We start from the raw sequence: 26,472 nt of genomic DNA, 5'->3' as shown, positions 1-26,472 counted from the left end.
CCCGTGGTCCTTGACGCAGCCCGGGCAGGTGGCCGGGGCACGTGGCCCGCACCGTTCCGCGCGGCAGAGGCACCGTCTTCCTCGCGGTCGGCTTCCCGCCGCATGCCCGTTTCGGCTTCGCCCGCCTGATCGCCTGGAGCTGCGCCTTGCTGCCGGGCCGCTTCCCTGGGCTGCCGCCCTCGTGCCGCCCTCACGGCCTCGTGTGCCTGCCTCCGTCCGAGCGCAGCACGTCGATGCACAGACGCATGGTGACTGCGTGTATCCACTCGCGTGGGTGGCGTGAAGGGGCGGTGGTGTGCGAGTGCGGGTGGCATGGGGAGCGTTCGCACCCAGAAGGGTGCGCCTCGGAAGGAGGACATCATGTTCCGCCATTCGACACGTGCGCTGGTTTCGGGTCTGTGCGCGCTGGCCGTGGCCGCCCCGGCCGCGCCGGCCCTGGCCGCCCCGGCCGGGGGCCCACCGTCCCCGGCACCGCACACCGCCTCCCGGGCTCTCCACGCGCAGACACTCGCCGACCTGACCACCACGATGAAGGGCGAGGCGTACGCCCATGCCGCCTACAGCCTCTTCGCCGCCGAGGCCGACCGCCTTGGCGTGCCGGCCGTCGCCAAGCTGTTCCGCGGCACGGCGCAGACCGAGCTGAACGAGCACCTGCGCGAGGCGGCCGCCCTGTCCGGAACCGTCGGATCGAGCGCGGCCAACCTGCGCCAGGCCATCAGCGGCGAGACCTACGAGCATCAGGTCATGTATCGCCGCTTCGCCGAGCAGGCCCGCGCGGACAACGACCTCGAGGCCGCGAAACTCTTCAGCGAGATCGCCGCGGACGAGGGTCGCCACCGTGACGCCTTCCGCGCGGCCCTCATGGTTGTGACCACCGGCCGAGGCACCGTCCCGGCGCCGCCGAAGGCCGACGTGGTGGCGGTGCCCGCCGGGCTCCCGAAGGTCAGGTCCGCCCGTACCAGGGCCAACCTGGACACGGCCCTGCACGGCGAGGCGCTCGCCCACGCCAAGTACATGCTCTTCGCCACCCACGCCCGGCAGACCGGCAACGCCGCGCTGGCCCGCCTGTGGGAGGGAACGGCCGAGATCGAACTGCGGGAGCACCTCGCCGGCGAGGCGGTCCTGGCCGGCCTGGTCCGCACGACGAGGGAAAACCTGCGCAAGGCCATCACCGGTGAACACAACGAGGCGACCACGGTGTACCCGGGCTTCGCCAGGCGGGCCACCGCCGTCGGTGACACCATCGCCGCCCGCTACTTCCGCGACACCGCCGCGGACGAGTCCAGGCACGCTGCCGCCTTCCAGCGGGCGCTCGACCAGCTGCGCTGACCGCCCCGGGAGACGATCCGCACGCACCACAGGGGGCAGTCCGGCCGGTCGACGCCTCACCGAACCGGCCGGGCTGCCTCCCGCGCATCACCGCCCGACGCCGGACCGAGGGCACCCGGACGCACACCGGCACGCCCCGTCCCGGCGACGGGCGGTCTCACCCGTCAGTGCGAATCGCTGCGGCCGTCGTCAGTGCGATATGACAGCTGTTCGGCCACTGACACCACCCCGTCGACGCTCCGGCACAGCCGCTCGATGATGGGAATCAGGCTTTTGAACTCGACTGTTCCGCGGAGTACCACCTGTCCTTCCCGGACCTCCGCGGTGACCGCCGAGGGAGCGAGCCCCATGGTCTGTTGCAGGACGTCCCGGTCGATCTCCTCCCGGATGGCCTGGTCCCGGCGCAGGAAGATCCGCAGGAGGTCGCCGCGGCTGACGACACCGAGCAGCTTGTCCGTCTCGTCCACGACGGGCAGGCGTTTCACGTTCTGCACCTCCATGAGGCGAGCCGCCTCGACCACGGTCCACTCCGGACGCGCGCATACCGCGGGAGCCGACATGATTTCCTCCGCGCGGGCGCCCTCGGCCTTGGCGCGTTCCCACGCCTCGATGTGTGGAATGGGTGTCAGGCCGGACGGATCGCTCTGGTCCGAGGACTTGCGCAGCAGGTCGGCCTCGGAGACGACGCCCAGGGGCCGGTCGAGTTCGTCCACCACAGGTACTGCGGTGACATCGTTCTCCGAAAGCAGTTTGACGATCTCCTTGAACGGCAGGTCACGCCGGGCTCGTACGACGTCCCTGGTCATGAGTTCCGCAACCGTGCGATGGCGCATACGACTCCTTCGGAATGTGATGAGAAGACACGACGAGTTCAGCCGATCAGCTGCGGGGCCCATAGCGATGGGGCCATCCGGGGAACTCCTGGGCACCCACCGGGCCCTATGTGATGCCCCGGTCGGTCCTCCGGCATTGTGCGCCTCTCCACGTGCATGCGCACGTCGCACATGACAGTTTGAGTGCAACGGCGCGAGAGAGTGGTGACGGTCATGCGAGCTCATGTAGGCGATCACCTGATCGTTATCAGTCCGGCGACCCGCAGCAGCAAACGTGAGGGCGAGATCGTCGGTCTGCACCATCCGGATGGTTCCCCGCCGTATGACGTGCGCTGGTCGGACACCGACCATGTGACGCTCGTCTTTCCCGGACCCGATGCCTGTATCCGGCACCGGGAGCCGGGGAACGCGGCGCCGGGGTCGGGCGCGGACGAGGCCGAAGCGCGGCTCACCGGGTCCGGGGCCGAAGAGGCACCCGGGCATGGACTTCACCGGCCGTGAGAACGCAACTGGGCGAGCGCCGCCGAATGCGGAGGCGCCGTGCTGCGGAGTCGGGTGGGGAACACGTCTCGGAAAGGGAGTCCCCCGCCCCGGCCCCGGTTGGCCCGCTGGGTGAGGGCGGCTGATAGTAAAGGCAAGAGGACGGAGTCGGAGCACCGGTCGCGAACGACCGGGAGGTTGCCGAGGTGCCGGCGCGGCCGCAGGAGGGAGCCGTCGATGTCCAAGGCGACGAGCACCGATCTCTACGAGGTCAGCATGGCTCGGTCGTACCTCCGCGAGGGCATGAGCGCACCTGCCACGTTCAGTCTGTTCGTGCGCGATCTTCCGCCGAACCGTGGGTTCCTCGTCTGCGCCGGGCTGGAGCCCGTACTCGACTTCCTCGCCGATTACCAGGTGGACACGGAGGACGTGGCCGTGTTCGCGTCGGTGTCGGGGCAGCGCTACGAGGATCTGGAGCCACTGCTGGGCCTGCGATTCACCGGCGAGGTGCGGGCGATGCCCGAGGGGACGATCGTCCTGGCGGGCGAGCCCCTGCTGGAAATCACTGCCGCTCTTCCCGAGGCGCAGCTCGTGGAAACCTACGTGCTCAACCAGGTGAGTCACCAGACCGCAGTGGCCTCCAAATGCGCGCGGTGCGTGCTGGCGGCTGCCGGACACATGCTCGTTGACTTCTCGCTACGTCGCACGCACGGCGTCGAAGCCGGCCATCAGGCCGCCCGGCTGGGAGCCATGGTCGGTTTCGCCGGAACGAGCGACGTGGCGGCCGCGTACTCCGAGGGGCTGGCGGCAGTCGGCACGATGGCCCACTCGTACGTCGAGGCGTTCGGTACGGACGAAGCCGCGTTCCGGGCCTTCGCCCGATCTCGTCCGGGTCCGGTGACGCTCCTCGTGGACACCTACGACACCTTGACCGGTGTGAAGACGGCGGCAAGGGTGCTGCGCGAGCTGGGGATCGGTCCCCGGTGCGCCATCCGCCTCGACAGCGGGGACCTGGGAGCCCTCGCCGGACAGGCACGAGCCGTACTCGATGCCGCCGGGCTCCAGGAGACGCGGATCGTGGCGAGCGGTGGCCTCGATGAGTTCGCGGTCGACGAGTTGGTCCGTTCGGGGGCCCCCATCGACACGTTCGCGGTCGGTACGAAGATCGGGGTCTCCGCGGATGCCCCCTATCTGGATTCCGCGTACAAGCTGGTCGAGTTCGACGGTCGGCCGGTGATGAAGCTGTCGTCGGCCAAGGTTACGGCGCCGGGCCGCAAGCAGGTGTTCCGCCAGCCGGGGCAAGCGGATGTAGTCGCCCTCGCCGACGAACGGCCGCCGCACGGCGCGACCCCTCTGCTGGAGCTGGTCATGCGTGAGGGACATCGGACATCGCCCCGGTCGGGAACTGCCGACGCCCTGGAACGTTTCAACGCCGGTCTCGCCGAGCTGCCGCCCGGGGCCCGGTCCGTACGGGCGCCCGTCGCGCCGAGAGCGAAAATCTCCGCACGTCTTGGACTGCTCACCACGGAGGTCCGCCGGTACATCGAGACGTGTCTCCTGGCGAACGAGTATCCAGCGGCGGCAGGACCCGACACATCGTGAGACGTTAGCCTTCCTGTACACAACAAGGTCCCGTGCAACCGTGCCGGAACGAAACCCATGGCGCGGGCCCTTCGGCCCCCTCCCCCGAGCCGGAGACACGGGCCGCGGAGCTCATCACACCGCGGGACGCCGTCGATGAGCCACCCTCCTGGTCGCCGCAGGCGCCACCGATGCCCCGCGGATCGACGCGCCTCGGGCCAGGACCGTTTCGGAGGAGTCCGTCCGCGCGATGTCCGCCGGACGTCGCACACCGCCCGAGCCACTCCCCGAGGAGCCCCTCATGGCCGCTTCCCAGTACGTCGTCAGCGATGTCATGACCCACACGGCCGTTGCCATCGGCCGCGAAGCCTCGTACAAGGAGATCGTCGAGCTCATGCACACGTGGAAGGTCAGCGCGGTACCGGTCCTCGAAGGCGAGGGCCGCGTCGTCGGTGTCGTCTCCGAGGCGGATCTGCTGGTCAAGGAGGGATTTCGCGGGAACGGGCCGCTGCGGATCGAGGACGCGTCCAGGGCCGACGCGGTGCTGGCCGAGGAGCTGATGTCGAGCCCGGCCGTCACCGTCCACGCCGACGCCACGCTCGCCGAGGCCGCACGGATCATGGCACGCAGGAAGGTCAAACGACTGCCCGTGGTCAACGACCTCGGCATGCTGGAGGGCGTCGTGAGCCGCAGCGACCTGCTGAAGGTGTTCCTTCGTCCCGACGAAGAGCTGGGCGAGGAGATCCGTTCCGACGTTCTCACCGAGTTCCCGCAGGCCGACCGAGTCGAGTTCTCGGTGCTGGACGGAGTGGTGACCCTTAGGGGACCACTGCGGAACCACTCCCTCCTGCCTCTGCTGGTTCGGGCCGTCCACGCCGTCGAAGGTGTCGTGGACGTGCGCGTGGAGGTCACCTGACGCCGGCCTGTCCGGGATGACGGTCCCGGTCGCCTCGCTGCAGCTGCGCCGCCGATGGGGCCAACCGCTCGGCGCGGTCACCATGCCCGCCCAGGGATCCGGCCCTCCTCCACGGGACACGACGCATGGAGCGGCTCGGCCTCCGGTGCCGATTCTCGGAACCGGGGTACGGGAGGCGCGGGCGGAGCGCTGAAGAGGAATCGCGGATCACGCGCTGCGCGGTCCCGGGCCGTGTCGCGGGTACATGCGGTTCGGTTCGTTGGATCCGTCCTCCGCCGGGCAGCGCACGGCGGCGAAGACGCTCGTCACGAACGGTCCGCGGTCTCTTCCACGATTCCTCCTCCCCGAGCGAGGAGGACCGGCCGCTTGCGTGTCGGCGACGTGGACACCGTGCCCGGGGACCGCTCGCGGCGCCCGCCCCTCTTCGTCCGTCCTGCCCGGGCGGCGCTCCCGAACCAGGACCGACCGGCCCCCTCGCTGCTCCCGTTCGGCCCTGCTCCCTCGGGCGCGGACGGACGGATCGTGGCTTCTGAAGGACCTGTGGGGTTCGTCCGTGCGGGCGGCGTGGGTATCCGCGAGGCAGTGGCAGGAGGTACTGCCATGAAACACGTCAGAGTGGGTGACTTGATGACCGACGACGTAGTCTCGATCGTTCCCACCTCCTCCTTCAAGGAAGTCGCGAAGTTGCTCGCGCAGCACGATGTCAGCGGGCTGCCGGTTCTCGACGAGGAGGACCGTGTCGTCGGTGTCGTCTCCGAGAGCGACCTGCTGGGCCTGCGCGTGGGCAGAGCACCGCACGCTGCCGCCACCGGGCGACCTGGAACGGCAGCGACGGGGATGACAGCCGGTGACATCATGTCGGCCCCCGCGGTGACCGTCCGCGCCGAGGCCGCCGCACCCGACGCCGCCAGGCTGATGGCCCGGCGCGGGGTGGAGAGGCTCCCCGTGGTGGATCACGAGGATCGGCTCGTGGGCATTCTCACCCGCCGGGACCTGCTGTGCCTCTTTCTGCGTCCCGACGCGGAGATCCGCCACCGCTTGATCGACGTGCTCACGGACACCATGGGTCTCGGAGCGGATGTGGTCTCCGTCCACGTGGTGGATGGTGTCGTCACTCTGGAGGGCCGCCTCGGAACCCCGGAACGGATCGCGTTCCTCACCTGCCTCGCCGAACAGCTCGATGGCGTGGTCTCGGTCGTCAATCGTGTCGCTGCCGGCTCACCGGGTCCCACAACCACTGCTTTCGGGCATACCGACTCCTGACCCGCCCTGGGGCAGGGAGGAGACGCACGACCGGCCGAGGGACGAAGCTCTCCGCGTCTCCTCGGAAGAGGTGGGGGCGAGAATCACAAGGACCCAGTCATGGACTGTCACGTCATCCGTCAGCGACCGGTGCCGGGAACCACCGTCGCGATCCAGGACTACGAAGAGACCCGTGCCGCGTTCACCTGGGACAAAGCCCGGTCGCGGTTGGCCGGGCTGCCGGGCGGCGGGCTCAACATCGGTTACGAGGCCGTGGACCATCAGGTCGCGATGGGGCTCGGCGGGCGCGACGCACTGCGTTGTGTCGCGGCGGACGACACGGTCACCCGCGTCAGCTACGGCGAACTCGCCCGCCTCACCGGGCGTTTCGCGAACGCGCTCACGTCCATGGGAGTGGCCCGCCGGGACAGGGTGTTCACGCTCCTGGGCCGCTGTCCGGAGCTCTACACGACGGTGCTGGGCACCCTGCGCGCCGCCCGAGTGCTGTGCCCGCTGTTCGCCGCCTTCGGCCCGGAGCCGGTGCGGCAACGGCTGGCACTGGGCGAGGCGCGGGTGCTCGTCACCACGGAGGAGCTGTACCGGCGCAAGGTGGAGGGGAACCGCCATCGTCTGCCCTCCCTGAAGCACGTCCTGCTCGTCGGCCCCGTCGAGGAGCCCCCGCCCGGCACGGCTGAATTCGCCGAGACCCTGGAACGGTCCTCACCCGAGTACACCGTTCCCCCCACGGCACCCGAGGACATGGCACTGCTCCACTTCACCAGTGGCACGACCGGGTCCCCCAAAGGGGCGGTCCACGTGCACGAGGCCGTCGTCGCCCATCACTCGACGGCGGAGTTCGCCCTCGACCTTCGTCCCGACGACGTCTACTGGTGCACGGCCGACCCCGGCTGGGTGACCGGCACCTCGTACGGCATCATCGCTCCGCTCACCCACGGCTTGACCGTGGTGGTGGACGAGGGGGAGTTCGATGTGCATCGCTGGTACCGCATCCTGGACGGTCAGGCCGTGTCTGTCTGGTACACCGCGCCCACGGCGATCCGCATGCTGATGCGTGCCACACCCCGGGACGGCTCGCGACAGCTTCCGGGGCCGTACGACCTGTCGGCTCTGCGCTTCGTCGCCAGCGTGGGCGAGGCCCTGAACCCCGAAGCCGTCCTGTGGGGACAGGATGTTCTCGGGCTGCCGATCCACGACAACTGGTGGCAGACGGAGACCGGCGCCATCATGATCGCCAACTTCGCCTACGGCGACATCCGCCCCGGGTCCATGGGACGCCCCCTCCCCGGAGTGGAGGCCGGTCTTCTCGAGCGCGGCGAGGACGGCCGCGCAGAGGTCAGCGGCGGGCGTGTGAGGGTGATCGGTCAGCCGGACCGTGTGGGAGAACTGGCACTGCGCCCGGGCTGGCCGTCAATGTTCCGAGGCTATCTGCACGACGAGGCGCGGTACGCGGCGTGCTTCGCTGACGGCTGGTACCTGACGGGAGACTTGGCGAGGCGGGACCGCGACGGCTGGTTCTGGTTCGTGGGCCGCGCCGACGACGTCATCAAGTCGGCAGGGCATCTGATCGGGCCCTTCGAGGTGGAGAGCGTGCTCATGGAGCATCCCGCGGTCGCGGAGGCCGGCGTCATCGGCCGTCCGGACCTTGTGGTCGGAGCGGTCGTCAAGGCATTTGTGTCCTTGCGGCCCGGGCACTTGCCGGACACGCGGCTGAAGCGCGAACTGCTGGCGTTCGCCCGCCGTCGGCTGGGACCGGCCGTGGCTCCCCGGGAGATCGAGTTCGATCAGAACCTGCCGAAGACCCGCAGCGGCAAGGTGATGCGCCGAGTCCTGCGTGCCCGCGAAGAGGGACGCCCCGAGGGCGATCTGTCCACGATCGAGACACCACGGTGACTCGCACCCGAACGGAGGCAGGACCATGAGCGCTTCCACTGCGAGGGCGGAGGGAAAGGCCCGTTCACCGGCGCGCAGGGGCACCGGCGGCAGAGTCGGCAAGGCGGCGGCCCGGGACACGGACGCGTCCGGGCACCGACTGTCGCTCCTGCGGGACATGCTCGTCATCCGCCGGTTCGAGGAGCGCTGCGTCGAGTTGTACAGCGGTACGAAGATCCGGGGATTTGTCCACCTCTACATCGGCGAGGAGGCCGTCGCGGTGGGGGTCAACGCGGCACTGTGCGAGGAGGACGCCGTGGTGTCCACCTACCGCGAGCACGGACACGCTCTGGCACGCGGGGTACCCGTGGACGCGGTGATGGCCGAAATGTACGGCAAGGCCACGGGGTGCAGTCATGGGCATGGAGGCTCCATGCACCTGTTCGACGCGCAGCACCGCTTCTACGGCGGCAACGCGATCGTGGCGGGCGGACTGCCTCTTGCGGCCGGGCTCGCGCTCGCCGACCGCATGCGGGCGAACAACCGTGTCACCTGCTGCTTCTTCGGTGACGGTGCGTTCGCGGAAGGCGAGTTCCACGAGACGGCAAACCTCGCCGCGCTCTGGCGGCTGCCGCTGCTCCTGGTCTGCGAGAACAACCTGTACGCGATGGGAACGAGTCTGGCCCGTGAGCACGCGCAGACCAACCTCGCCATGCGCGCCGCGTCCTACGGCATGCCCGCCTGGACCGTCGACGGCATGGACGTGCTCGCCGTGGAAGCCGCCGCCGTCCGGGCTGCGGAATCCATCCGGGCGGACAGCGGGCCGCACTTCCTGGAAGCGCAGACGTATCGGTTCCGCGCCCATTCCATGTACGACCCGGACCGGTACCGTCCCAAGTCCGAGATCGAGCGGTGGAAGGAACGCGATCCGATCCAGGCACTGGCGGAACCGATGCGTTCCGAGGGCGACCTCGACGACCGCACGATGCGACAGCTGGAACAGGACGCCCACGACGCAGTCGAGCAAGCCGTCCGGTCGGCGGAGGACGCGCCGCTGGAGCCGGTGGCGGACCTGCTCCGCTGCGTGACGACTGCGCCCGGGAGCACCCCATGAATGCGCACCGGACATCCGAGAAATCTCCACCGCCCACGACATACCGAGAGGCGCTCCGCGAAGCTCTGCGCGAAGCGCTGCAGGACGAACGGGTGTTCCTCATGGGTGAGGACGTCGGCAGATACGGCGGCTGCTTCGGGGTCAGTCTGGGACTTCTGGAGGAGTTCGGCCCCGACCGCATCCGCGACACCCCGCTGTCGGAGTCCGCGTTCGTCGGTGCGGGCATCGGCGCCGCACTCGGCGGAATGCGGCCGGTGGTCGAGATCATGACGGTCAATTTCAGCCTTCTCGCCATGGACCAGATCCTGAACAACGCGGCCACGCTGCTGCACATGTCGGGCGGGCAGCTGAATGTGCCCGTGGTGATCCGCATGACTACCGGGGCAGGACGGCAACTCGGCGCCCAGCACTCCCACAGCCTGGAGGGCTGGTACGCCCATATCCCGGGCATCCGCGTGTTGGCCCCGGCGACCGTGGACGATGCACGGCACATGCTGGCCGCTGCTCTCGCCGACCCCGACCCTGTGCTGATCTTCGAGCACGGCAGCCTCTACAACATCTCGGGCGTCCTCGATCCTGCGGTCGAGTCCGTCGATCTCGACCGCACGGCGGTGCGCAGACCCGGCACGGACGTGTCCATCATCGCCTACGGTGGCTCGCTGCCGAAGGCGATGACCGCAGCCGACCTGCTGTCCGGGGAAGGCGTGGACGCGGAAGTGCTCGACCTGCGCGTCCTGCGACCACTTGACGATGCCACCACGATGGAATCCGTGAGCCGCACCCACCGGGCCGTGATCGTGGACGAGGCATGGCGCAGCGGCAGTCTCGCAGCCGAGGTCTCGGCCCGGATCACCGAGCAGGCCTTCTACGACCTCGACGCTCCGGTGGAGCGCGTGTGCAGCGCGGAAGTGCCCATTCCGTACGCTCGGCAACTCGAAGAAGCGGCACTGCCCCAAGCGGCCTCCATCGTGGCCGCGGTCCATCAGGTGGTGAGCTGACATGCCCGAGTTCACCATGCCCTCCCTGGGCGCCGACATGGACGAGGGAAAGCTGGTCGAATGGCTGGTCTCCGAAGGCGAGACCGTGACGAGAGGCGACGTCGTAGCCGTCGTCGAGACGGCCAAATCGACCATCGAGGTCGAGTGCTTCGATTCGGGAACCGTCGGCAGCCTGCTGGTCGCGCCGGGCACCACCGTGCCCGTCGGTGCTCCCCTTGCGGTCATCGAGCCCGAAGCCGGACCTTCCACCGGCCGAAGGGGGGAGCACCCGGCCGGTCCGCCGGAAGCATCGGGCCCGGCTCGGGTCGGCCGGGGCACCGTCTCCACATCCACTCCTCTGGTGCGGCATCTGGCTGAAGAGCGGAGCGTCGATCTGGCCGCCGTACACGGTTCCGGCAGGGGTGGCCGCATCACGCGAGCCGACGTGGAGCGTGCGGCAGCACCTCGGGCCCGGCGCAGGGTCCCGGCGTCACCGTTGGCCCGGCGGCTGGCGGAATCGCTCGACGTGGATCTGGGCCGGGTTCGCGGCACCGGCCGGAACGGCACCGTCCGGGCGGACGACGTGCGTGCTGCTGCGGAACGGCGCACACCGCGTCCTCATAGCCACCGCGCCGGGCCTGCCGGGACGGGGAAGCACGGGGCTACTCCGCGCTCGGCCATCTCCGCGCTGATGTCGCGTGCCAACCGCGAGATACCCCATTACTACCTGGCCACGACCATCGACCTCGCGACCGCCATGGACTGGATGCGCGAACGGAACACGCACAGTTCCGTGAAGGAGCGACTCGTGCCGGCGGCCCTGCTCCTCAAGGCCATAGCCCTGGCGGCGCGGCAGGTGCCGCAGCTGAACGGTCATTGGAGCGACGACGCGTTCACGCAAGCCGAGAACGTACGGCTGGGGATAGCGGTGTCCCTGCGCGGCGGCGGTCTCGTCGCACCAGCGCTTCCGAACGCCGACGACATGTCCGTGGCAGCGCTGATGGCTGCTCTCAAGGACGTGGTGGCGCGTGCTCGCCGGGGGCGCCTGCGTGCCTCGGAGACCGCAGACCCCACGCTCACTGTGACGAACCTCGGCGACCAAGGTGCCGAAACGGTGTTCGGAGTGATCTATCCGCCGCAGGTTGCTCTGGTCGGTCTGGGGCGTGTCGTCGAGCGTCCCGTTGCAGTGGACGGGATGCTCGCAGTGCACCCGACCGTGACAGCCACGCTCTCCGCCGATCACCGTGCGAGTGACGGCGCGACCGGCGCACGCTTCCTGACGGCGGTCGACCGCCTGCTTCAACGACCGGAGGAACTGTGAACCGTGACGACGCCCTCGTACTGGTCGAACACGTTCTGGCGGACGTCGTGCCTGGCGCCGATGTGGCCGCACTCTCACCGGACGACAACTTCCGAGTCGAGCTGGAGATGGATTCTCTGGACTTCCTCAACTTCGTCGAGGCCCTGAGTGAGCGGAGCGGTCTTCCTCTTCCCGAGACGGACTACTCCTCGCTGAACACGTTGGCCGGCTGCGCGAACTACATCGCATCGCGCACATCCGCCCGGTGACCCGGTCGCGAGTCGTTCCGACACCAGGTGGGCGCTTTGCGTGTCGGCTCGCGGGTTTGACAGCTGCCGATCGGCTTCGGCCTGCTGCATTGCGGGTGGCGACGAGCCGGAGCCACTGGTCCTGAGTCCGGCCGGGCAACCGGGTCGAGCGCCGGACGACCTGCTGGACGGGAGCACAACCGTTCCAGGGTCGGCGAAACTCGCTCCGTGCCGGGCCGCCAGGGCCGGTCGGGTCTCTTCGCGCCCGACCGGCCTCGGTGCCGACGGGGAGCCGGCGCGAGACCGTTGAAGCGAGAGGTTGCCCCCACTGCCCGGGAGGAGCCATGAGGTCTCTGCGCACCGTCGACGGCGTGGTGAAACACGTCGCCGTTCCCGTCCGCCGCGCGGCGCCGCATTGCGGCGACTCCGTATGACAACTCCGCGCGGGCTTCGGCACCACCTGAGAAACGCATCGGCCCGGGGCACGGGGAGGCCATCATGAACCAACGCATCGTCGTCGGCGTCGACGGGTCTGCGCAGAGCGCGGCTGCGTCACATTGGGCCGCGCGAGAAGCGCTCCTGCACCGCTCCTCCCTGCATCTCGTCCATGTCGAGGAAGGGTTTTCGGCCCTGAATGTCCGAGCTGCCAGATCCGATCTGCACCATGCGTGGGTACGGGACCTGTTGGACGGGATCTCCGAAGAGCTGCTCGAAGAGCATCCTCGGCTGCGCATCAGTTCCGAGTCCCTGGACGGACGCCCGGCGGACGCCCTGGCCCGAGCCGCCCGGAGCGCGAGCATGCTGGTCCTCGGCTCCCACGGCCGGGGCACTCTGATGGGGTTCGTTCTCGGCTCCGTCGGTCTGGCTGTTCTTCGCACCACGAGGCGGCCGGTGGTCCTGGTACGCGGGCCTGAGAACACTCCCCCGCACACACGGCGGGAACACTTCACGCGCGGCGTGGTGGTCGGCATCGACATCGGTCACCCGTGCGACGCCCTGCTCGCCTTCGCGTTCGCGGAAGCGTCCTGCCGAGGCTGTACGCTCGTCCCCCTCTACGGGTGGTCACCGCCTCAGCTGGCGGGATCCGGTATGGCCTACAGTCCTGCGCTCAACGCACGCCTCACCCGCGAAGCGGCGAGCGGCCTGGAGCGGGTACTGGGTCCCTACAGGAAGCGGAACCCGACGGTGACCGTCGAGGCACGAGCCGTGGCGGGCCGCCCCTCCGTGCAATTGCTGGACGCCTGCGCCGAAGCGGATCTCGTGGCCGTCGGCCGCCGGATCCACCGATCACCGACCGGCGGGGACCGCATCGGGCCGGTCACTCACGCGGTTCTCCACCACTGCACCGCCCCGGTCGCTGTCATCGCGCACACGTGAAGCGTCTTGCCCGCATGACATCCGTGTTATGAAGACGATTCCCCTCCTGTTCGCCCCGGCGCTCTTGACGCAACGCTCAGGATCGCTCCATCGTGCACGGTCACCGGTGGCCGCGGGGCCTCTGTCCAGGCTCAGCCAGTTCCGTCCCGCCCGTACGCGATTCGGCTGTGGCGACGTGCTGCTTCACCCCGGCGAAGCTGTCCGGAGCAACCGAGATCGAGTCGATGCCGGCCTCCACGAGGAACTCCGTGAACGAGGGGTCGTCACTGGGGCGCTGGCCGCACAGTCCGACCGGACGGTCGACGGCATGTGCGCGCGCGACGAGTGACCGCACGCTGCGCGTGACCGCAGGGTTCGTCTCGTCGAAGACAGGGGCGAGCAGTTCGGAGTCACGGTCGACCCCCAGGGTGAGCTGGGTCAGGTCGTTGCTGCCGATCGAGAAGCCGTCGAACCTCTCGGCAAATTCCTCGGCGAGGATGATGTTGGAGGGGATTTCCGCCATCACGTACACCTTCAGACCGTGCTCGCCCCGGCGGAGCCCTTGCTCAGCCATGCAGTCGAGGACGCGGTCGGCCTCTTCGACGGTCCGGCAGAACGGAATCATCACGATGACGTTCGTCAGTCCCATCTCTTCCCGCACCCGGCGCAGCGCTCGGCACTCCAGCGCGAAGCCCTCGCGGTAGCCGCGGCCGTAGTAGCGGCTGGCTCCGCGCCAACCGATCATCGGATTCGCCTCGGTGGGTTCGAATGGCTGCCCGCCCAGGAGCCGCGCATACTCGTTGGTCTTGAAGTCGCTGGTGCGCACGACCACAGGGTCCGGCCAACGGGACGCGGCGATACGGGCCACCCCGAAGGCCAGTCCGTCGACGAAGTACTGGCTCCGGTCCAGGTATTCCTCGGTGAGCCGCTCGACCAGGTGGCGGTCGTGGCGGTCGAGCCGGTCGGGATGCAGCAGCGCCATCGGGTGGATCTTGACTTGGTGGGCGACGATGAACTCCAGGCGGGCAAGCCCGACGCCGTCCGCGGGCAGACGCCACCAGCGGAACGCGGCGGACGGATCGGCGAGGTTGAGCATCACGCGGGTTCGGGTGGCGGGAAGGCCCGCGAGGTCGGTTTCCCGCTCCTCGTACGACAAGAGCCCGTCGTAGACGTGGCCGCGAGCTCCCTCGGCACACGACACCGTCACGTGTGCTCCGTCGTGCAGGACTTCGGTGGCCCGGCCCGCTCCCACCACTGCCGGTACGCCCAGCTCACGGCTGACGATGGCGGCGTGCGAGGTCCGGCCGCCGTGGTCGGTGACGATCGCGGCGGCGCGCTTCATCAGGGGTTCCCAGTCGGGGTCGGTGATTCCGGTGACGAGAACCCCGCCCACCGGGAACCGGTCGAGTTGCACGGGTGAGTCGAGGACGACCGCAGGGCCCGCACCGATGGCCTCTCCGACCGCTATGCCTTCGACGAGACTCCGTCCGGGAGCGCCGGTGAGACGACAGCGCCGGAGCGTCGTCACCCGGCGCCGGGACTGCACGGTCTCGGGTCGCGCCTGGACCAGGGCCAGTTCCCCGGTCACGCCGTCCTTGGCCCATTCCAGGTCCATGGGGCACCCGTAGTGCTCCTCGACGGCCACCGCCCAGGTCGCGAGTCGACGGACGTCGGCCGGGGACAGGACTCTGCTCGCCCGTTCCGCCACGGTGCTGTCGACGATCCTGGTCAGCCCGCTTTCGTCGTAGACGGCCTTCTGCCGTTTCGCTCCGATCCGCATGTCGATCACGGGATCGAGTGCCGGATTTCGCAGGCTCGGCCTGAAAACCGTGTATTCGTCGGGGTCGACCCGACCGCTGACGACGGTCTCGCCCAGCCCCCATGCCGCGCTGACCACGACGACGCCCGCGAAGCCGCTCTCCGGGTCCAGGGTGAATATCACGCCAGCACCTGCCAGGTCCGACCGGACCATGGTCTGGACACCGATGGAGAGCGCGACCGTGAGATGGTCGAAGCCCATGCGCTCCCGGTAGTCGATCGCCCGGTCGGTGAAGAGCGAGGCGTAGCAGCGGTGGCAGCACTCCAGCAGCCGGGCCGCTCCGCAGACGTTCAGAAAGGTCTCCTGCTGACCGGCGAAACTCGCCTCCGGGAGATCTTCAGCGGTGGCGCTGCTCCGCACGGCGACATCGGGATTTTTGCGGTCCTGCTCGTTCGCGAGCCGTTCATAGGCGTCAACGACTTCGGCGCGCAACTCCGCCGGAAGCGGTTCAGCCATGATCATCGAGCGGATGGCCGCCCCCACGTCGCCCAACGCCGCTCCGTCGCGCAGACGCACGATCTGCTGCTCAATGCGTCCGTGCAGGTCGTGTGCGGCCAACAGTTCCCGGTACGCGTCCGCGGTCGTCGCGAACCCGTGAGGTACCCGTACTCCGGCGGACGCCAGATGAGTGATCATCTCTCCCAGCGAGGCGTTCTTCCCGCCGACGACGGGGATGTCTTCACGGCCGAGCTCTGCGAACGGCACGACGCGTCGCGTGATGTGCATGCTGTGCTCCGCTGGATGTGTGGTGTGGTGGGCTCAGTGGGGAAGCGGATGGCCCGGGGGCGTCCGCAGGTCCAAGGACCCGCGGAGGTTCGCGGATCTGATCCTGATCCCTACTCACCGCGCCACTCCCACCTCTCGGGCGAACCGCACGGCTTCCGGCTTCCACCATCGCTTCGGGCCGTGGGTTCATGGAGTGCCGAGTGGGCCGGAAGCGATGGGTCCGTTCGGCCCAGTTCCGGTCGGCTCGGGCGTTCGACATCACAGTCAGGCACCTCGGTAGAGGCGTTCGAGATCGACGAGCATGACATCGCCGCGCGCCTGCGCGAAGTGAAGTGCTGGACTGAATCCGGAGGCACCGTAGAGCGCCAGACGGACGGAGCCGGTGTCCCGGGGATCGAGCCGGTCCAATATGCGGCGTAGGTATTGCAGGTGGTGAAGGTCCATGCCGGTACTCCAACGCGCCAGCCCCAGCGACACGAGCGGGCCCGTCCGCGAGCCGTTCACCCGCCGCACCACGACCTCGGCGTCGAGGCCGCCCTCTCCGGAAGGGCCGCTGAGGGTACCGCGCGACGCTGCGACTTGCTGAGTGCCGAGCCCCCAGTCGGCGAAGGAGACAGCCCAATCCCGACAGATCTGAGTGAATCCGCGCACCGCGATCAGGGAATCGAAGGCGGGTCGCGCTTCCTCCCAAACGGTTCGGGCATCGGCCTGTTCCAGAGCGGCCCTGCGCGGGCGGACAACGGCGTGTTCGAACGCGAGGAGCGAGTCGGTGATGTGATGGCGGGTGGTCCCCGGCTGCAGCCCGTCCGGCTGGGACCGGAGCAGACCGCGGTCGCGAAGCACAGTGAGAGCGCGTGAGGTGTCGGTGAGCTGCTGGCCCAGAAGAGTGGCGATCTCTCCATGAGTTGTGCATCCTCTGGCCAGGGCGGCAAGCACGGAGTGGCACACCCCGCGGTTCCACGGGCCGATCGCCTCGTCCAGCAGATGGCGGGCCTCGTGGAACAGGGGCACACGTGGGTTCAGGACGGTTCGGCAGACCCAGGCATCGAAATCCTTCCGTCCGGCCGGGACATCATCGTCCACGTAGTCGTGCCGGTAGGCGGGTGTGCCGCCGACCACATTGTGGACGAGGAAGGCGAGTCCGAGGTCGTCGATACCCCATAGGCGGGCCGCTTCCCGGAAGTCCAGCGGTTGCACGTCGAGTATCAGCCCGGTACGGGCGCGCAACGGTGAGGCCGAGCCGAAGAGCCGCGTCATCACAGGAGCCGTCTCGCCCGCGAGCAGCAACCGCACTCGGCGGTCCAACGGCGTACGTTCGAAATGGCGCAGGGCCCCGTAGATGATGGACGGCAGTGCCGGGCTCGCCTCGACGAGATCCGGGAAGGAGTCGATGACGACCGGCGCCGGACCGTCGTCCCCTGCCGCCAGCACGGCATCGAGGCATTCCTTCCAGTCATGCCAGCAAAAGGGCCTCGAAGCACGCCGATATCGCGCGTACTCCTCACCCATCCTCTGCAGGGCCTCGGACTCGGTGGCCTGCTGCCCACAGAAATAGAAGCCTCCGGTGGCACCTGCCAGCGCTTCCAGCAGAAGCGTCTTGCCCTGTCGGTGACGCCCCATGACGACTCCGAGGTCCGCCCCCGGGTGAGGATCACAGGCGAAGGACAACAGGGCGGCCCACTCGCCCTCCCGGTCGAAGAGACGTTCGGGCCTGGATGTGCCTTCCGGGGCTCCAGGCGAATTCCACTGCTGCACGTGCATGGCGTTCATGCGAGGCACCTCCGCGTTCGCCGCGGGTTTCCAGGTGGGCCGCTTCGTCGGGCGCGTCCGCCGAACGACACCGGCTCGGGAACACGACCCGAGACCGGTGACCGCGGGTGCGGGCGTATCGGTTCCTTCTCTCCGCGAGGAAGGCCCAGGGTCAAGTCATCGACAGACGGAACCATCGTTCCTCCCCCGGCGCAACTGTGACGAGCCGTTCGCCGGCCAGACGCACCGGCAGCGCCGGCATGTGGTGAGAGCGGGGCACGCTGATCCCCAACCTGTGGGGCAGGAGATCGACCCGGATTCCCCGATGCCCGCGGTAGCAGAAGGTGAACGCGCAGCGCGACATCTCCCGAAGCGGCATGGGATCGACGCGCAGTCCCTCCGGGACGGCCTCCAGGCCCGCGACACAGCGTTCGACAAGGTCGAGGGTGCCCCCCATGGCCCCGAGGTGAATGCCCTCGCCGGTGGTACCGCCCTGAATGTCCGCGACATCGCTCAACAGCGCCTCCTCGCAATAGCTCCACGCATCCGCCCCCTGTTCGCGGGCGAGAACCCAGCCGTGCACGAGGCTGCTGAGGGTGGATCCGTGGCTGGTACGCGCCAGGTAATGCCCGACGGTTCTGCGCCAGGTCTCGTCGTCGAGCCGATAGCCGAGACGGTTGAACAGGGACCGCAGTTCGGTGGGACGGAAGAGGTATCCGAGCATCAGCGTGTCGGCCTGCTTGGATGCCTGGTAGCGGTTGACGGCGTCTCCCTCGGCCTCCAGGATCCGGTCGAGGCGGCGAATGTCGTGGTAACGGTCGCGGTAGGCGTCCCAGTCCAGTTCGGTCAGTTCTCCGTAGCCCTCGAACTGGCTGATGACTCCGTCGTGGAACGGCACGTACATGCGGCGGGAGATGTCGTCCCAGTGACACAACGTCTCGTCGTCGAGCCCCAGTCGCTCCGCCAGTTCCTGTCGTCGTGCCCTGGGCAATTCCCTGTACGTCGCACCCGCCCGGGCGAGCACCCAGGCCGCCGTCACGTTGGTGTAGGCGTTGTCGTCGATGCCGGGCTCGGCGGCCCCCGGATAGGCGTCGTGGTATTCGTCCGGCCCCACCACGCCGCGTATACGGTAGCGGGCGCGGTCGACGTCGTACACCGCGGCGGTCGCCCAGTAGCGGGCGATGTCGAGCATCAGCTCCGCGCCGGGGCCCTGGACGAATCCGGTGTCGCCGGTGGTGTGCCCGTACCGCCACGTGTTCCAGGCGACGGCCGATCCGACATGGTGCTGAAGATGTGAGTGGTCGGGCAGCCAGCGCCCCGAACGGGGGTTCAGATGCCTTCGCTGCGTCTCCTCGGCTCCCGATCCGGCGCTCTGCCAGGGGAACAGCGCTCCTGCGGCCCCCGATCGGCGGGCCGCTTCCCGGGCCATGGGCAGGCGCCTGTACCGGTACATGAGAGCCGCCTCTGCCACTTCGGGAAAGTGCAGAGTGAGGTACGGCAGCACGAACAGTTCGTCCCAGAAGACGTGCCCCCGGTACGCCTCGCCGTGCAGGCCCCTGGCGGGTACCCCGACATCCAGTTCTGCTGTGTGCGGGGAGAGCGTCTGCAGCACGTGGAAGAGGTGCAGACGCAGGATGCGCCCCGTCTCGCCCGGGACCTCCAGTTCCCCCTGGCTCCACAGCCGTTCCCAGGCGGCGCGGTGGGAGGCGAGGAGCACGGGATACGCCGCCGCTCGGGACGCATGAGCGACGGCTCGTGGCAGGGGGTCACCCGCCGGGCGGTCCAGCGAGGTGTACAGGGCCGCACACTTCGTGACGACGGCGTGGCGCCCTCGGCCCACCGGGAGCCGGAACCCCTGAACCGTCTTCGCATCCGTGCACGTGGCCGACACCGGGACGAGCGGACGCGAGGACGTACGGACGGCTACCGCGATCCGGATCCGGGAGCAACGAGTCGAGCAGGAAAGCCATGCCATCCCATCCGTCTCCGCGCCGGCGCTGTAGCCGGCGAGGTGATGGGATTCGAGACCGCGGTACCGGTCGACGCCGGTGTTCGCCACATCGCCGTCGATGGTGGACTCCACTTCGACCGTCCCGCTCCAGCCGTGCGCGTGGAAGGCCGTCCGTTGTGCAGCCAGCCAGGGGTCGGCCATGTGGACGATCCTGGCGTGGCTGACGCCGAGCCGTCGACCGTGCCCGTCCTGGAAGAGCAGACGGCGCGTGAGCACACCTCGACGCAGATCGAGCGAGGCCGTGCAGTACCGCATGCTCGGATCGTCGGGGGAGAGCCACTCGCCCGGCGGCCCTCCGTCCGGCCGACAGCGGTAGCGCAGCCGCGACCAGTCGGGCAGATTGACCATGTCCTCGTTATGAATCCGCTCCCCGTCGACGTGGGAGACGAGGGAGTCGAAGCACCCCGCTACGTAGGTCCCCGGGTAGTGGACGGAGTCGGCCGCCACTTCGGGGGCGGCCCCGCGTGTGGCGAACCTTCCGTTGCCGAGTGTGCACAGGGCCTCTACCGTCCGCTCCTCCCCGGGGTCGTACTCCTTGAAGTCCCAGGTCCACTTGCTGGTCATGGCGGCTCTCCACAACACGTCCGGTTCCGGCTCGCGCCCGTCGTGCACGAGGTCGGGGCCGAGCCGGAGGAACGACCGCGCACCGATGTTCGCCGCATGACCTCCGGGGCGGACCATCCGCGTGCACATCTCGAACATCTCGGGTACGACGACGGCGTCATCCCGTTCAGTCGGGTCCGTCGGCCTCCACTCCCAGACTCCCCCGGGCGCGGGGGACGGCGCTTGGGCCGTTCAGTCCCCGGCCGGTCCTTTCGGCCCCTGGCAGCCGACGCCCCACGGCATGAGAATGGGACAGCACCCGGCGGGTGTGCGGCAGCGCCTTCCGCCGCGCGCGAGGTGTCACTATGCCCTTCGTCCAATACACCGTCGACGACGTGATGACGAGGAACGTGATCACGGTCTCCCCCAGTGCGGAATTCAGGGAGATCGTCGCGGTCATGGAACGCTGGAAAGTAACCGCCGTACCGGTCGTCGACGGCGACGGGCGCGTCGTCGGTATCGTCTCCGAGGCCGACCTGCTCCCGAAGGAGGAGTTCCACGAGCACCTGATCGGGTTGATCGAGCAGATGGAACATCTCGGCGACTCGGCGAAGGCGGGATCGGTGCGCGCCGAGGAACTCATGACCCGCCCGGTAATATCCGCCCGGCCCGGCATGTTGCTCCCACATGCGGCCCGCCTGATGGCCGTCCACCGGGTCAAAAGCCTTCCCGTCGTCGACGACGACGGCGCGCTCAGAGGCATTGTCAGCCGTGCCGATCTCCTGAAGGTCTTTCTGCGGCCGGACGACGTGCTCGCCGCCGAAGTGCGCCGCGAGGTCGTGGACCGGCTGTTTCCCTCACCGAGTTCCTCGGTGAAGGTGGATGTCACGCACGGCGTGGTCACGCTCACGGGCCGCGTACACGACACCACCCTGCTCCCTGCGGCGATACGACTTGCCCGGTCCGTGGAGGGCGTGGTCGATGTGGAGTGCCGAATCGGGAGACACCACGCGTGCGGGGAGGCACGCCGGGCCAGGGACCCGTTGCCCCATCCCGGGGATATGTGGCGCATATGACCCAATACTTGCCAGTACAGTCCTGAAGGCATCCACAGACGAGGGGGAGGAAGAAGGTTCCGCGCGCCACGGGCAGGAGCGCCGGCCAGGCACGAACAGCGGTGTCAGCACGAACAGCGGTGTCAGGAGGCCGGGACCAGGACGACCGGACAGCGGCTGTGGTGCAGGACCGCGTGTGCCACGTGACCGAGCGGAGAACCCACGTGGTGGGGGTGCCGACGGGGTCCGATGACGATCAGGTCCGCTTCGTCGGTCGCTTCCACCAGCACTTCGGAAACAGATCCGGCGCGCAGGACTCGTTCGGTCACCGACAGGCTCGGCAGTTCCACGCGAACGGGCTCGACGATCTCGGCGATGGCCCTCGAACGATCGGCGACGAACCGGGGCGTACCTTCGAACTTGGCAGCCATGGTGCCGACGTTCTCGAAGAAGACCCAGGCACTCACCACGTGCAACTCCGCACCGTCCCGGGCCGCCAGGCGGGCGGCGACGCGCAGCGCTTCCGCATCGCGTTCGTCCTTGACCGCGGCCAGTACGACGCCTGCCGGTTCGCGATCCTCGGCGGGCACGACGACGACCGGGAAGTTCGAGTGGGAAGCCACTTGGAGCGAGTCCGATCCCACCAGCAGGGACGAGAACCCTCCGCACCCACGGGAACCCACGACGACAGTGGCGTCGGGGGTCGCCTCGGCGAACAGGCACGACGCGGTGCCGTGCTCGCACAAAGTGGTGGACACTGCAACGGACGGCGCCATCTGGTGTGCGAGGTCGGCAGCCTCGTCCAGCACTGTGGCGCCGAAGGCCGCGATCCGTCGACGGTCCTCCCCCGAGAGATACGGGCTCGCGAGCCCGGCCCCGGTGGCATGTACCACATGCAGTACCGTGCCGCGGGCGGCTGCCTCGCTCGTCGCCCATCGCACTGCCCGCAGTGCACCGGGGGAACCATCGGTGCCCACCACGAGCGGTCCCACCAGGAAGACATCGCTCCGCATGCTACGCACGGCTTCTCCCCCTTGCGTTTCTCCTGCGACGCCGACTCGTCGCACCTCCCCGTACTTCGGCAGCCATGGTGTGAGCCGCTGCCGAGCGTGCACCTTCGTGCCGACATCATTCGGCCCGAGGCAGCCATGCGGCGTACGGCGCACATACCGACGGGAAAACACCGCCTTCCCGCGGGACGTCCCCGAGCGAAGCGGAATGCCAGGAAGGCTCCACAACGACGCTACGACCATTCTGCGCCCGCAGCCCGCAGCCCGCACCGCCGCACGGGCTGAACGGGTACGAGAGCGGGCCGGATGACCCATGCATCGCGATGTCTCCGTGCCGGACCATGGAATCGGAGGGCGGCAGCGCGGAACGACCGGAGTCGCCCCCGCACGGGAAACCACGAAGGACGTGTACGCCATGGTGCGCGAAGAAGGCCGCTTCTCGGAAGGCGGCCCGCAGTGTGCTCCGTCCGGAGACCTGGGCCGTCACATCTCGGCCCGTCGCGAGCAGCTCGGCCTCAGCCGACAGCAAGTGGCCGAACTGACCGGTTCGGCTCCTGGTTACATCCAGTACATCGAGGAACAGCAAGCGACACCCGGTATCGGTTTTCTGCTGCGCATGGCCGAGGCGCTGAAGACCACCGTGGCCGAACTGACCGGCGGCACGACAGAGCTGCCGCCCGGAATCGGTCGAGCGGGCTACCACACGCAACTGCTGGAGATCGGCACTCAGGAGTGCCGTCGGTTGCTGTCCACGCATGGGGTGGGCCGAGTGGGCGTGACGACGGATGCCGGACCGGCCATCCTGCCGGTCAACTACGTCGTGGACGGCGAGCGGATCGCCTATCGGAGCGCCCCCGGCTCCCTCCCGACGGGTGTCGCCGGCCAGCCGGCCGCCTTCGAGGTCGACCACATCGATGAGGCTCTGAGCGAGGGGTGGAGCGTGTTGCTCGTGGGCCCGGCAGCGGTGGTCGAGAACGCCGAGACCGCACGGAGGCTGGACTCCCTTGCCTATACGACACCATGGGCCGGCCAACCACGGACCGTGTGGATGACCATCACGCCGACACGGGTCACCGGGCGCCGCATCCGCGTCCTCCGCAGTCATGCGGCGCCCGGGGACGGCGATTCGGCACCGTAGGCCGGGACGGCGGGACGCGGGGTTCGCATCTGGCCCGGTGGCGCGGCCCCGAGGAGAGAAGCACTTCATGCCGACGACCAGAGGCTTGCCAGATCCGCTCCCCGGCGATTCCGGGGGCTCCTACCAGATGCGGCGGCCCGCGAAGTACCGTTGGCATCGACGCGATGTGGCACCTGAGCGCGCGGGTCGCCGTCGCGGGCCGCTCAGAATGATTCGATACTGCCGCCGTCAAGTCTCTGTGCGACGCTGACGCGAAGTTCGGGCGCACGGTTTGTCGGTACGTCGCGGAGACGGCCGCCGGACGACCGCCCGAAAGGCGGAAAGGGCTGTTGCAGCCGTACGGTCCACATCGGCGTCTCCGGGGCACAGGCTCGAGCGCGTCCAGGACGGCCCCGGACCCGTTCGGCCCTGGCGTGGCTTCCCGATGCGGACCACCATGGAACAAGTCGATCCGGACGTCGGCAGCGAGGAGGACGCCATGAGCGAGGAGCCGGGATTCTCGGCCCGCAGGCCCATCCGGGTGTTCCTGCTCGACGATCACGAGGTGGTCAGGCGCGGGGTGCAGGACTTGCTGGACGCGGAGCCGGACCTCGAAGTCGTCGGAGACGCGGGCACGGCCGACCACGCGCTGGCTCGCGGCCCCGCTCTCCGGCCCGATGTCGCGATTCTCGATGTGCGGCTGCCGGACGGCGACGGCATCACGGTCTGCCGTGAACTACGTTCTCGTATGCCGGGACTCGCTTGTTTGATACTCACTTCGTTCGACGACGACGAAGCACTGCTCGATGCGATCATGGCGGGCGCGGCCGGCTATGTACTCAAGGAGATCAAAGGGGCCGACCTCGTCACCGCCGTCCGCACCGTGGCCTCCGGTCGCTCGACACTCGACCCCGCGACCACCGCGAGGCTGATGAACAGCCTGCGTGCGGAGAAGTTCGGAGCCGAGTCCGCGGAGGACGGCGCGCTGTCGGGGCTGTCACCGCGTGAGAAGGACGTCCTCGCGCTGATCGGCGAGGGACTGACCAACAGCCAGATCGGCAAACGTCTCTACCTGTCCGAGAAGACGGTCAAGAACCACATCTCCCGTCTCCTTGCCAAGCTCGGTGTCGAACGACGCATCCAGGCGGCTGTGATCGCGGCGCACACCGAGGAACCCCCGCACACCGACAGCACCGGATACCGGCATCGATGAGCCGAAGGCCCCGGAGGAAGGTTCACCAATGCCGCAGCGGCACCCGCCACTCCAGCCGGGTGCCTCCGCCCGAGGTCGGTCCGACCCGCATCTCCCCACCGAGTTCCTCGGCCCGCCGTGCGAGGTTGTCGAGCCCGCTCCGGGGGCCCCCGTCCTCCGGCATCCCCACTCCGTCGTCGGAAACGACCAGCGCCAACCAACTGCCCTCCACCATCAACGACACGTCCACCGATGTCGCCCTCGCATGGCGCGCGACATTGGTCAGCGCCTCACCGAGGACCACGACAGCCTGCTCGGCGACATCGACGGGCACATCCGTGTCGATCAACCCTCCCATGCGCAGAAGCGGCTGGAATCCCAGGGTCCGCGCCGCCTGCTCGACCTCCTTCGCCACGCGCACACGCAGTCCCTGGCCCGGCCGGTCACGCGCGCGAAGGCCGAAGATGGACGAACGGATGATCTTGATAGTTTCATCGAGGTCGTCCACCGCACGCACCAACCGATCACTCACATGTGGCTGCTCCACCAGGCGCACCACACTCTGCAGAGTCATCCCGGTGGCGAACAATCGTTGAATGGCCAAGTCGTGCAGGTCCCTCGCGATACGGTCGCGTTCCTCCAGCAGGGCCACCTGCTCCGCGGACCTGCGCCGTTCCGTGAGCTCCATTGCCAGGGCCGCCTGACCGGCAAACGTCCGCAGCGGTGCGGTCTCGTCCTCCGTGAATGCGGGGCCGCCCTGCCTGCGGGCCAGAAGCAGGACACCGCACGTCCGGTGCCGCGTGGCCATGGGAACAGCGACGGCGGGACCGCATCCCTTCCACCGCAGCCGGTCGGCCACCCTGGCGTCGTGCGTGACATCAGCGCTGATGATCGGCTCACCCGCGTCGAGCGCCATTCCCGCGAGCGACCCTTCGCCCGACAGCGTCAGGCCGTGGTAGGTCTCGGCGTTCATCCCCGACGCCAGTGACACCCGGACCGACGATCCCCCGGCGGGAAGCGCCAGGACAGCGAGATCCGCAGTGAGAATTCGTGACGAACGGTCTACGATCATATGCAGGACACGCGCGTCGTCCGTGCCGCTCAGCAGCCCCGAGACGATCTCGTTGCTGGCTTCCTGCCAGCGCTGACGGTCGCGCGTCAGCGTGTACATACGAGCATTCTCGATAGCGACTCCCGCCGCCACCGCGAGCGTGGACAGAGCGACCTCGTCCTCGGCGTCGAACACGCCTCCGCCCCGTTTCTCGGTGAGATACAGGGTGCCGAACACCTTGTCGCGGATTCGGATCGGCACCCCCAGGAACGAACGCATCGGAGGGTGGTTTGGCGGGAATCCGTAGGACGACGGGTGCTCGGAGAGGTCTGCCAGCCGCAACGGCCGGGGATGACGGATCAGCTCGCCCAGTATTCCGTGCCCCCGCGGCAACGAACCGATGGCCTCGCGCTGCTCCTCGGTGACCCCCACGGGCAAGAACTGCGCGAGCCTGCCTCCCCCGCCGGCCACACCGAGCGCCCCGTACTCCGCGTCCACCACCACGACGGCGGACTCGACGATGCGACGCAGCACCTGGGACAGCTCCAGTTCCCGCCCGACCGCCATAACAGCCTGCAGGAGCAGCGCCGCCTCGGCCGGGCTTCGCATCACGGCCTCAAGGCGCCTCCGGAGGTTTTCCGGCAGCATGCCGCCCAGATCCCGGCAAGCCTCCCTGGCATGCGTCGCTCCATCGGTGTCCACAACGCCCTCCGTCCCGCTGCGTCTCCCCGGGACCAGCCACACCTCTCACCGTAAGTCCGTCCGCCGTCCGACGCTCCCACTCCCCGAACCACCGCCGATCCCGAGGTCCGCCCAGACACACCTCCCCGGAACTAACCGCCGAAGTTCGCAGCCGCGAAGCGGGGAGCACAAATGTGCTGTGGCGCGAGCAACTACTTCTCTCCGAGGTGTTCATCGACCAGTTCGCCGCGC

The 26,472-nt window shown here is 68.8% G+C and carries 20 protein-coding genes; 14 read left to right on the top strand and 6 right to left on the bottom strand.

Annotated features, from left to right (window positions below):
* Nucleotides 1-360: 360 nt before the first annotated feature.
* Nucleotides 361-1,329 carry a rubrerythrin family protein gene (locus tag ACFC79_RS25290; protein ID WP_376243968.1) on the top strand — a complete coding sequence of 323 codons (969 nt, stop codon included), beginning with the start codon at nucleotides 361-363 and terminating at the stop codon, nucleotides 1,327-1,329.
* A 164-nt stretch (nucleotides 1,330-1,493) separates the two neighbouring features.
* On the opposite strand, the gene ACFC79_RS25285 is transcribed toward ACFC79_RS25290, so the two are convergent.
* Nucleotides 1,494-2,162: a CBS domain-containing protein gene (locus ACFC79_RS25285; RefSeq protein ID WP_376243965.1), complete on the bottom strand. Its 669-nt coding sequence runs from the start codon at nucleotides 2,160-2,162 to the stop codon at nucleotides 1,494-1,496.
* A gap of 213 nt (nucleotides 2,163-2,375) precedes the next feature.
* Between ACFC79_RS25285 and ACFC79_RS25280 the strand changes: the two genes are divergently transcribed.
* From ACFC79_RS25280 to ACFC79_RS25235, 10 genes are all read left to right on the top strand, one after another.
* Nucleotides 2,376-2,663, top strand: a complete 288-nt coding sequence (locus tag ACFC79_RS25280; protein ID WP_376244026.1) for a DUF1918 domain-containing protein — start codon at nucleotides 2,376-2,378, stop codon at nucleotides 2,661-2,663.
* A 216-nt stretch (nucleotides 2,664-2,879) separates the two neighbouring features.
* Nucleotides 2,880-4,244 carry a nicotinate phosphoribosyltransferase gene (locus ACFC79_RS25275; RefSeq protein WP_376243963.1) on the top strand — a complete coding sequence of 455 codons (1,365 nt, stop codon included), beginning with the start codon at nucleotides 2,880-2,882 and terminating at the stop codon, nucleotides 4,242-4,244.
* A 280-nt stretch (nucleotides 4,245-4,524) separates the two neighbouring features.
* A complete protein-coding gene (locus tag ACFC79_RS25270; protein ID WP_376243961.1) occupies nucleotides 4,525-5,139 on the top strand; it encodes a CBS domain-containing protein in 615 nt (204 codons plus the stop codon).
* Nucleotides 5,140-5,766: 627 nt separating this feature from the next.
* Nucleotides 5,767-6,402 (top strand): CBS domain-containing protein, encoded by a 636-nt coding sequence (locus tag ACFC79_RS25265; RefSeq protein WP_376243958.1) that lies wholly within the window; start codon nucleotides 5,767-5,769, stop codon nucleotides 6,400-6,402.
* Nucleotides 6,403-6,501: 99 nt separating this feature from the next.
* Entirely contained in the window at nucleotides 6,502-8,292 is a 1,791-nt protein-coding gene (gene acsA / locus ACFC79_RS25260; RefSeq protein WP_376243955.1) for an acetate--CoA ligase, read from the top strand.
* A 25-nt stretch (nucleotides 8,293-8,317) separates the two neighbouring features.
* Nucleotides 8,318-9,385, top strand: coding sequence for a pyruvate dehydrogenase (acetyl-transferring) E1 component subunit alpha (pdhA, locus tag ACFC79_RS25255; RefSeq protein ID WP_376243952.1), 1,068 nt, complete (start codon nucleotides 8,318-8,320; stop codon nucleotides 9,383-9,385).
* The gene (locus ACFC79_RS25250) at nucleotides 9,382-10,383 is read left to right on the top strand and encodes an alpha-ketoacid dehydrogenase subunit beta (RefSeq protein WP_376243950.1); all 1,002 of its coding nucleotides are present in this window, start codon (nucleotides 9,382-9,384) and stop codon (nucleotides 10,381-10,383) included. Before pdhA ends, ACFC79_RS25250 begins: the two co-directional genes overlap by 4 nt.
* A gap of 1 nt (nucleotide 10,384) precedes the next feature.
* A complete protein-coding gene (locus ACFC79_RS25245; protein ID WP_376243947.1) occupies nucleotides 10,385-11,683 on the top strand; it encodes a dihydrolipoamide acetyltransferase family protein in 1,299 nt (432 codons plus the stop codon).
* Nucleotides 11,680-11,931: an acyl carrier protein gene (locus tag ACFC79_RS25240; RefSeq protein ID WP_376243945.1), complete on the top strand. Its 252-nt coding sequence runs from the start codon at nucleotides 11,680-11,682 to the stop codon at nucleotides 11,929-11,931. The genes ACFC79_RS25245 and ACFC79_RS25240 overlap by 4 nt, the downstream gene beginning before the upstream one ends.
* 477 nt (nucleotides 11,932-12,408) lie before the next feature.
* The gene (locus ACFC79_RS25235; RefSeq protein WP_376243943.1) at nucleotides 12,409-13,287 is read left to right on the top strand and encodes a universal stress protein; all 879 of its coding nucleotides are present in this window, start codon (nucleotides 12,409-12,411) and stop codon (nucleotides 13,285-13,287) included.
* A 100-nt stretch (nucleotides 13,288-13,387) separates the two neighbouring features.
* Here ACFC79_RS25235 and ppsA read toward each other — a convergent pair whose 3' ends face one another.
* The 3 genes from ppsA to ACFC79_RS25220 form a co-directional block, all read right to left on the bottom strand.
* Complete coding sequence (ppsA, locus tag ACFC79_RS25230) at nucleotides 13,388-15,811, bottom strand: phosphoenolpyruvate synthase (RefSeq protein WP_376243940.1); 2,424 nt, start codon at nucleotides 15,809-15,811, stop codon at nucleotides 13,388-13,390.
* Between the two features lie 264 nt (nucleotides 15,812-16,075).
* Nucleotides 16,076-17,581: an ATP-binding protein gene (locus ACFC79_RS25225; RefSeq protein ID WP_376243937.1), complete on the bottom strand. Its 1,506-nt coding sequence runs from the start codon at nucleotides 17,579-17,581 to the stop codon at nucleotides 16,076-16,078.
* A gap of 151 nt (nucleotides 17,582-17,732) precedes the next feature.
* Nucleotides 17,733-20,135: a glycoside hydrolase family 65 protein gene (locus ACFC79_RS25220; protein ID WP_376243934.1), complete on the bottom strand. Its 2,403-nt coding sequence runs from the start codon at nucleotides 20,133-20,135 to the stop codon at nucleotides 17,733-17,735.
* Between the two features lie 344 nt (nucleotides 20,136-20,479).
* Between ACFC79_RS25220 and ACFC79_RS25215 the strand changes: the two genes are divergently transcribed.
* Nucleotides 20,480-21,190: a CBS domain-containing protein gene (locus tag ACFC79_RS25215; protein WP_376243932.1), complete on the top strand. Its 711-nt coding sequence runs from the start codon at nucleotides 20,480-20,482 to the stop codon at nucleotides 21,188-21,190.
* A gap of 122 nt (nucleotides 21,191-21,312) precedes the next feature.
* Here ACFC79_RS25215 and ACFC79_RS25210 read toward each other — a convergent pair whose 3' ends face one another.
* Nucleotides 21,313-22,182 (bottom strand): universal stress protein, encoded by an 870-nt coding sequence (locus ACFC79_RS25210; protein WP_376244023.1) that lies wholly within the window; start codon nucleotides 22,180-22,182, stop codon nucleotides 21,313-21,315.
* A gap of 412 nt (nucleotides 22,183-22,594) precedes the next feature.
* On the opposite strand from ACFC79_RS25210, the gene ACFC79_RS25205 reads away from it, so the two are divergent.
* Both ACFC79_RS25205 and ACFC79_RS25200 read left to right on the top strand, forming a co-directional pair.
* Nucleotides 22,595-23,317, top strand: a complete 723-nt coding sequence (locus ACFC79_RS25205; protein WP_376243929.1) for a helix-turn-helix domain-containing protein — start codon at nucleotides 22,595-22,597, stop codon at nucleotides 23,315-23,317.
* A 478-nt stretch (nucleotides 23,318-23,795) separates the two neighbouring features.
* Nucleotides 23,796-24,509, top strand: coding sequence for a response regulator (locus ACFC79_RS25200; protein WP_376244020.1), 714 nt, complete (start codon nucleotides 23,796-23,798; stop codon nucleotides 24,507-24,509).
* 22 nt (nucleotides 24,510-24,531) lie between these two features.
* Here the strand turns inward: ACFC79_RS25200 and ACFC79_RS25195 are convergent, their stop codons facing one another.
* A complete protein-coding gene (locus ACFC79_RS25195) occupies nucleotides 24,532-26,241 on the bottom strand; it encodes a GAF domain-containing protein (protein WP_376243927.1) in 1,710 nt (569 codons plus the stop codon).
* Nucleotides 26,242-26,472: the final 231 nt, after the last annotated feature.

This window comes from Streptomyces sp. NPDC056061, assembly GCF_042266885.1.
GTDB lineage: Bacteria > Actinomycetota > Actinomycetes > Streptomycetales > Streptomycetaceae > Streptomyces.
This window is presented reverse-complemented; position numbering and strand designations above follow the sequence as displayed.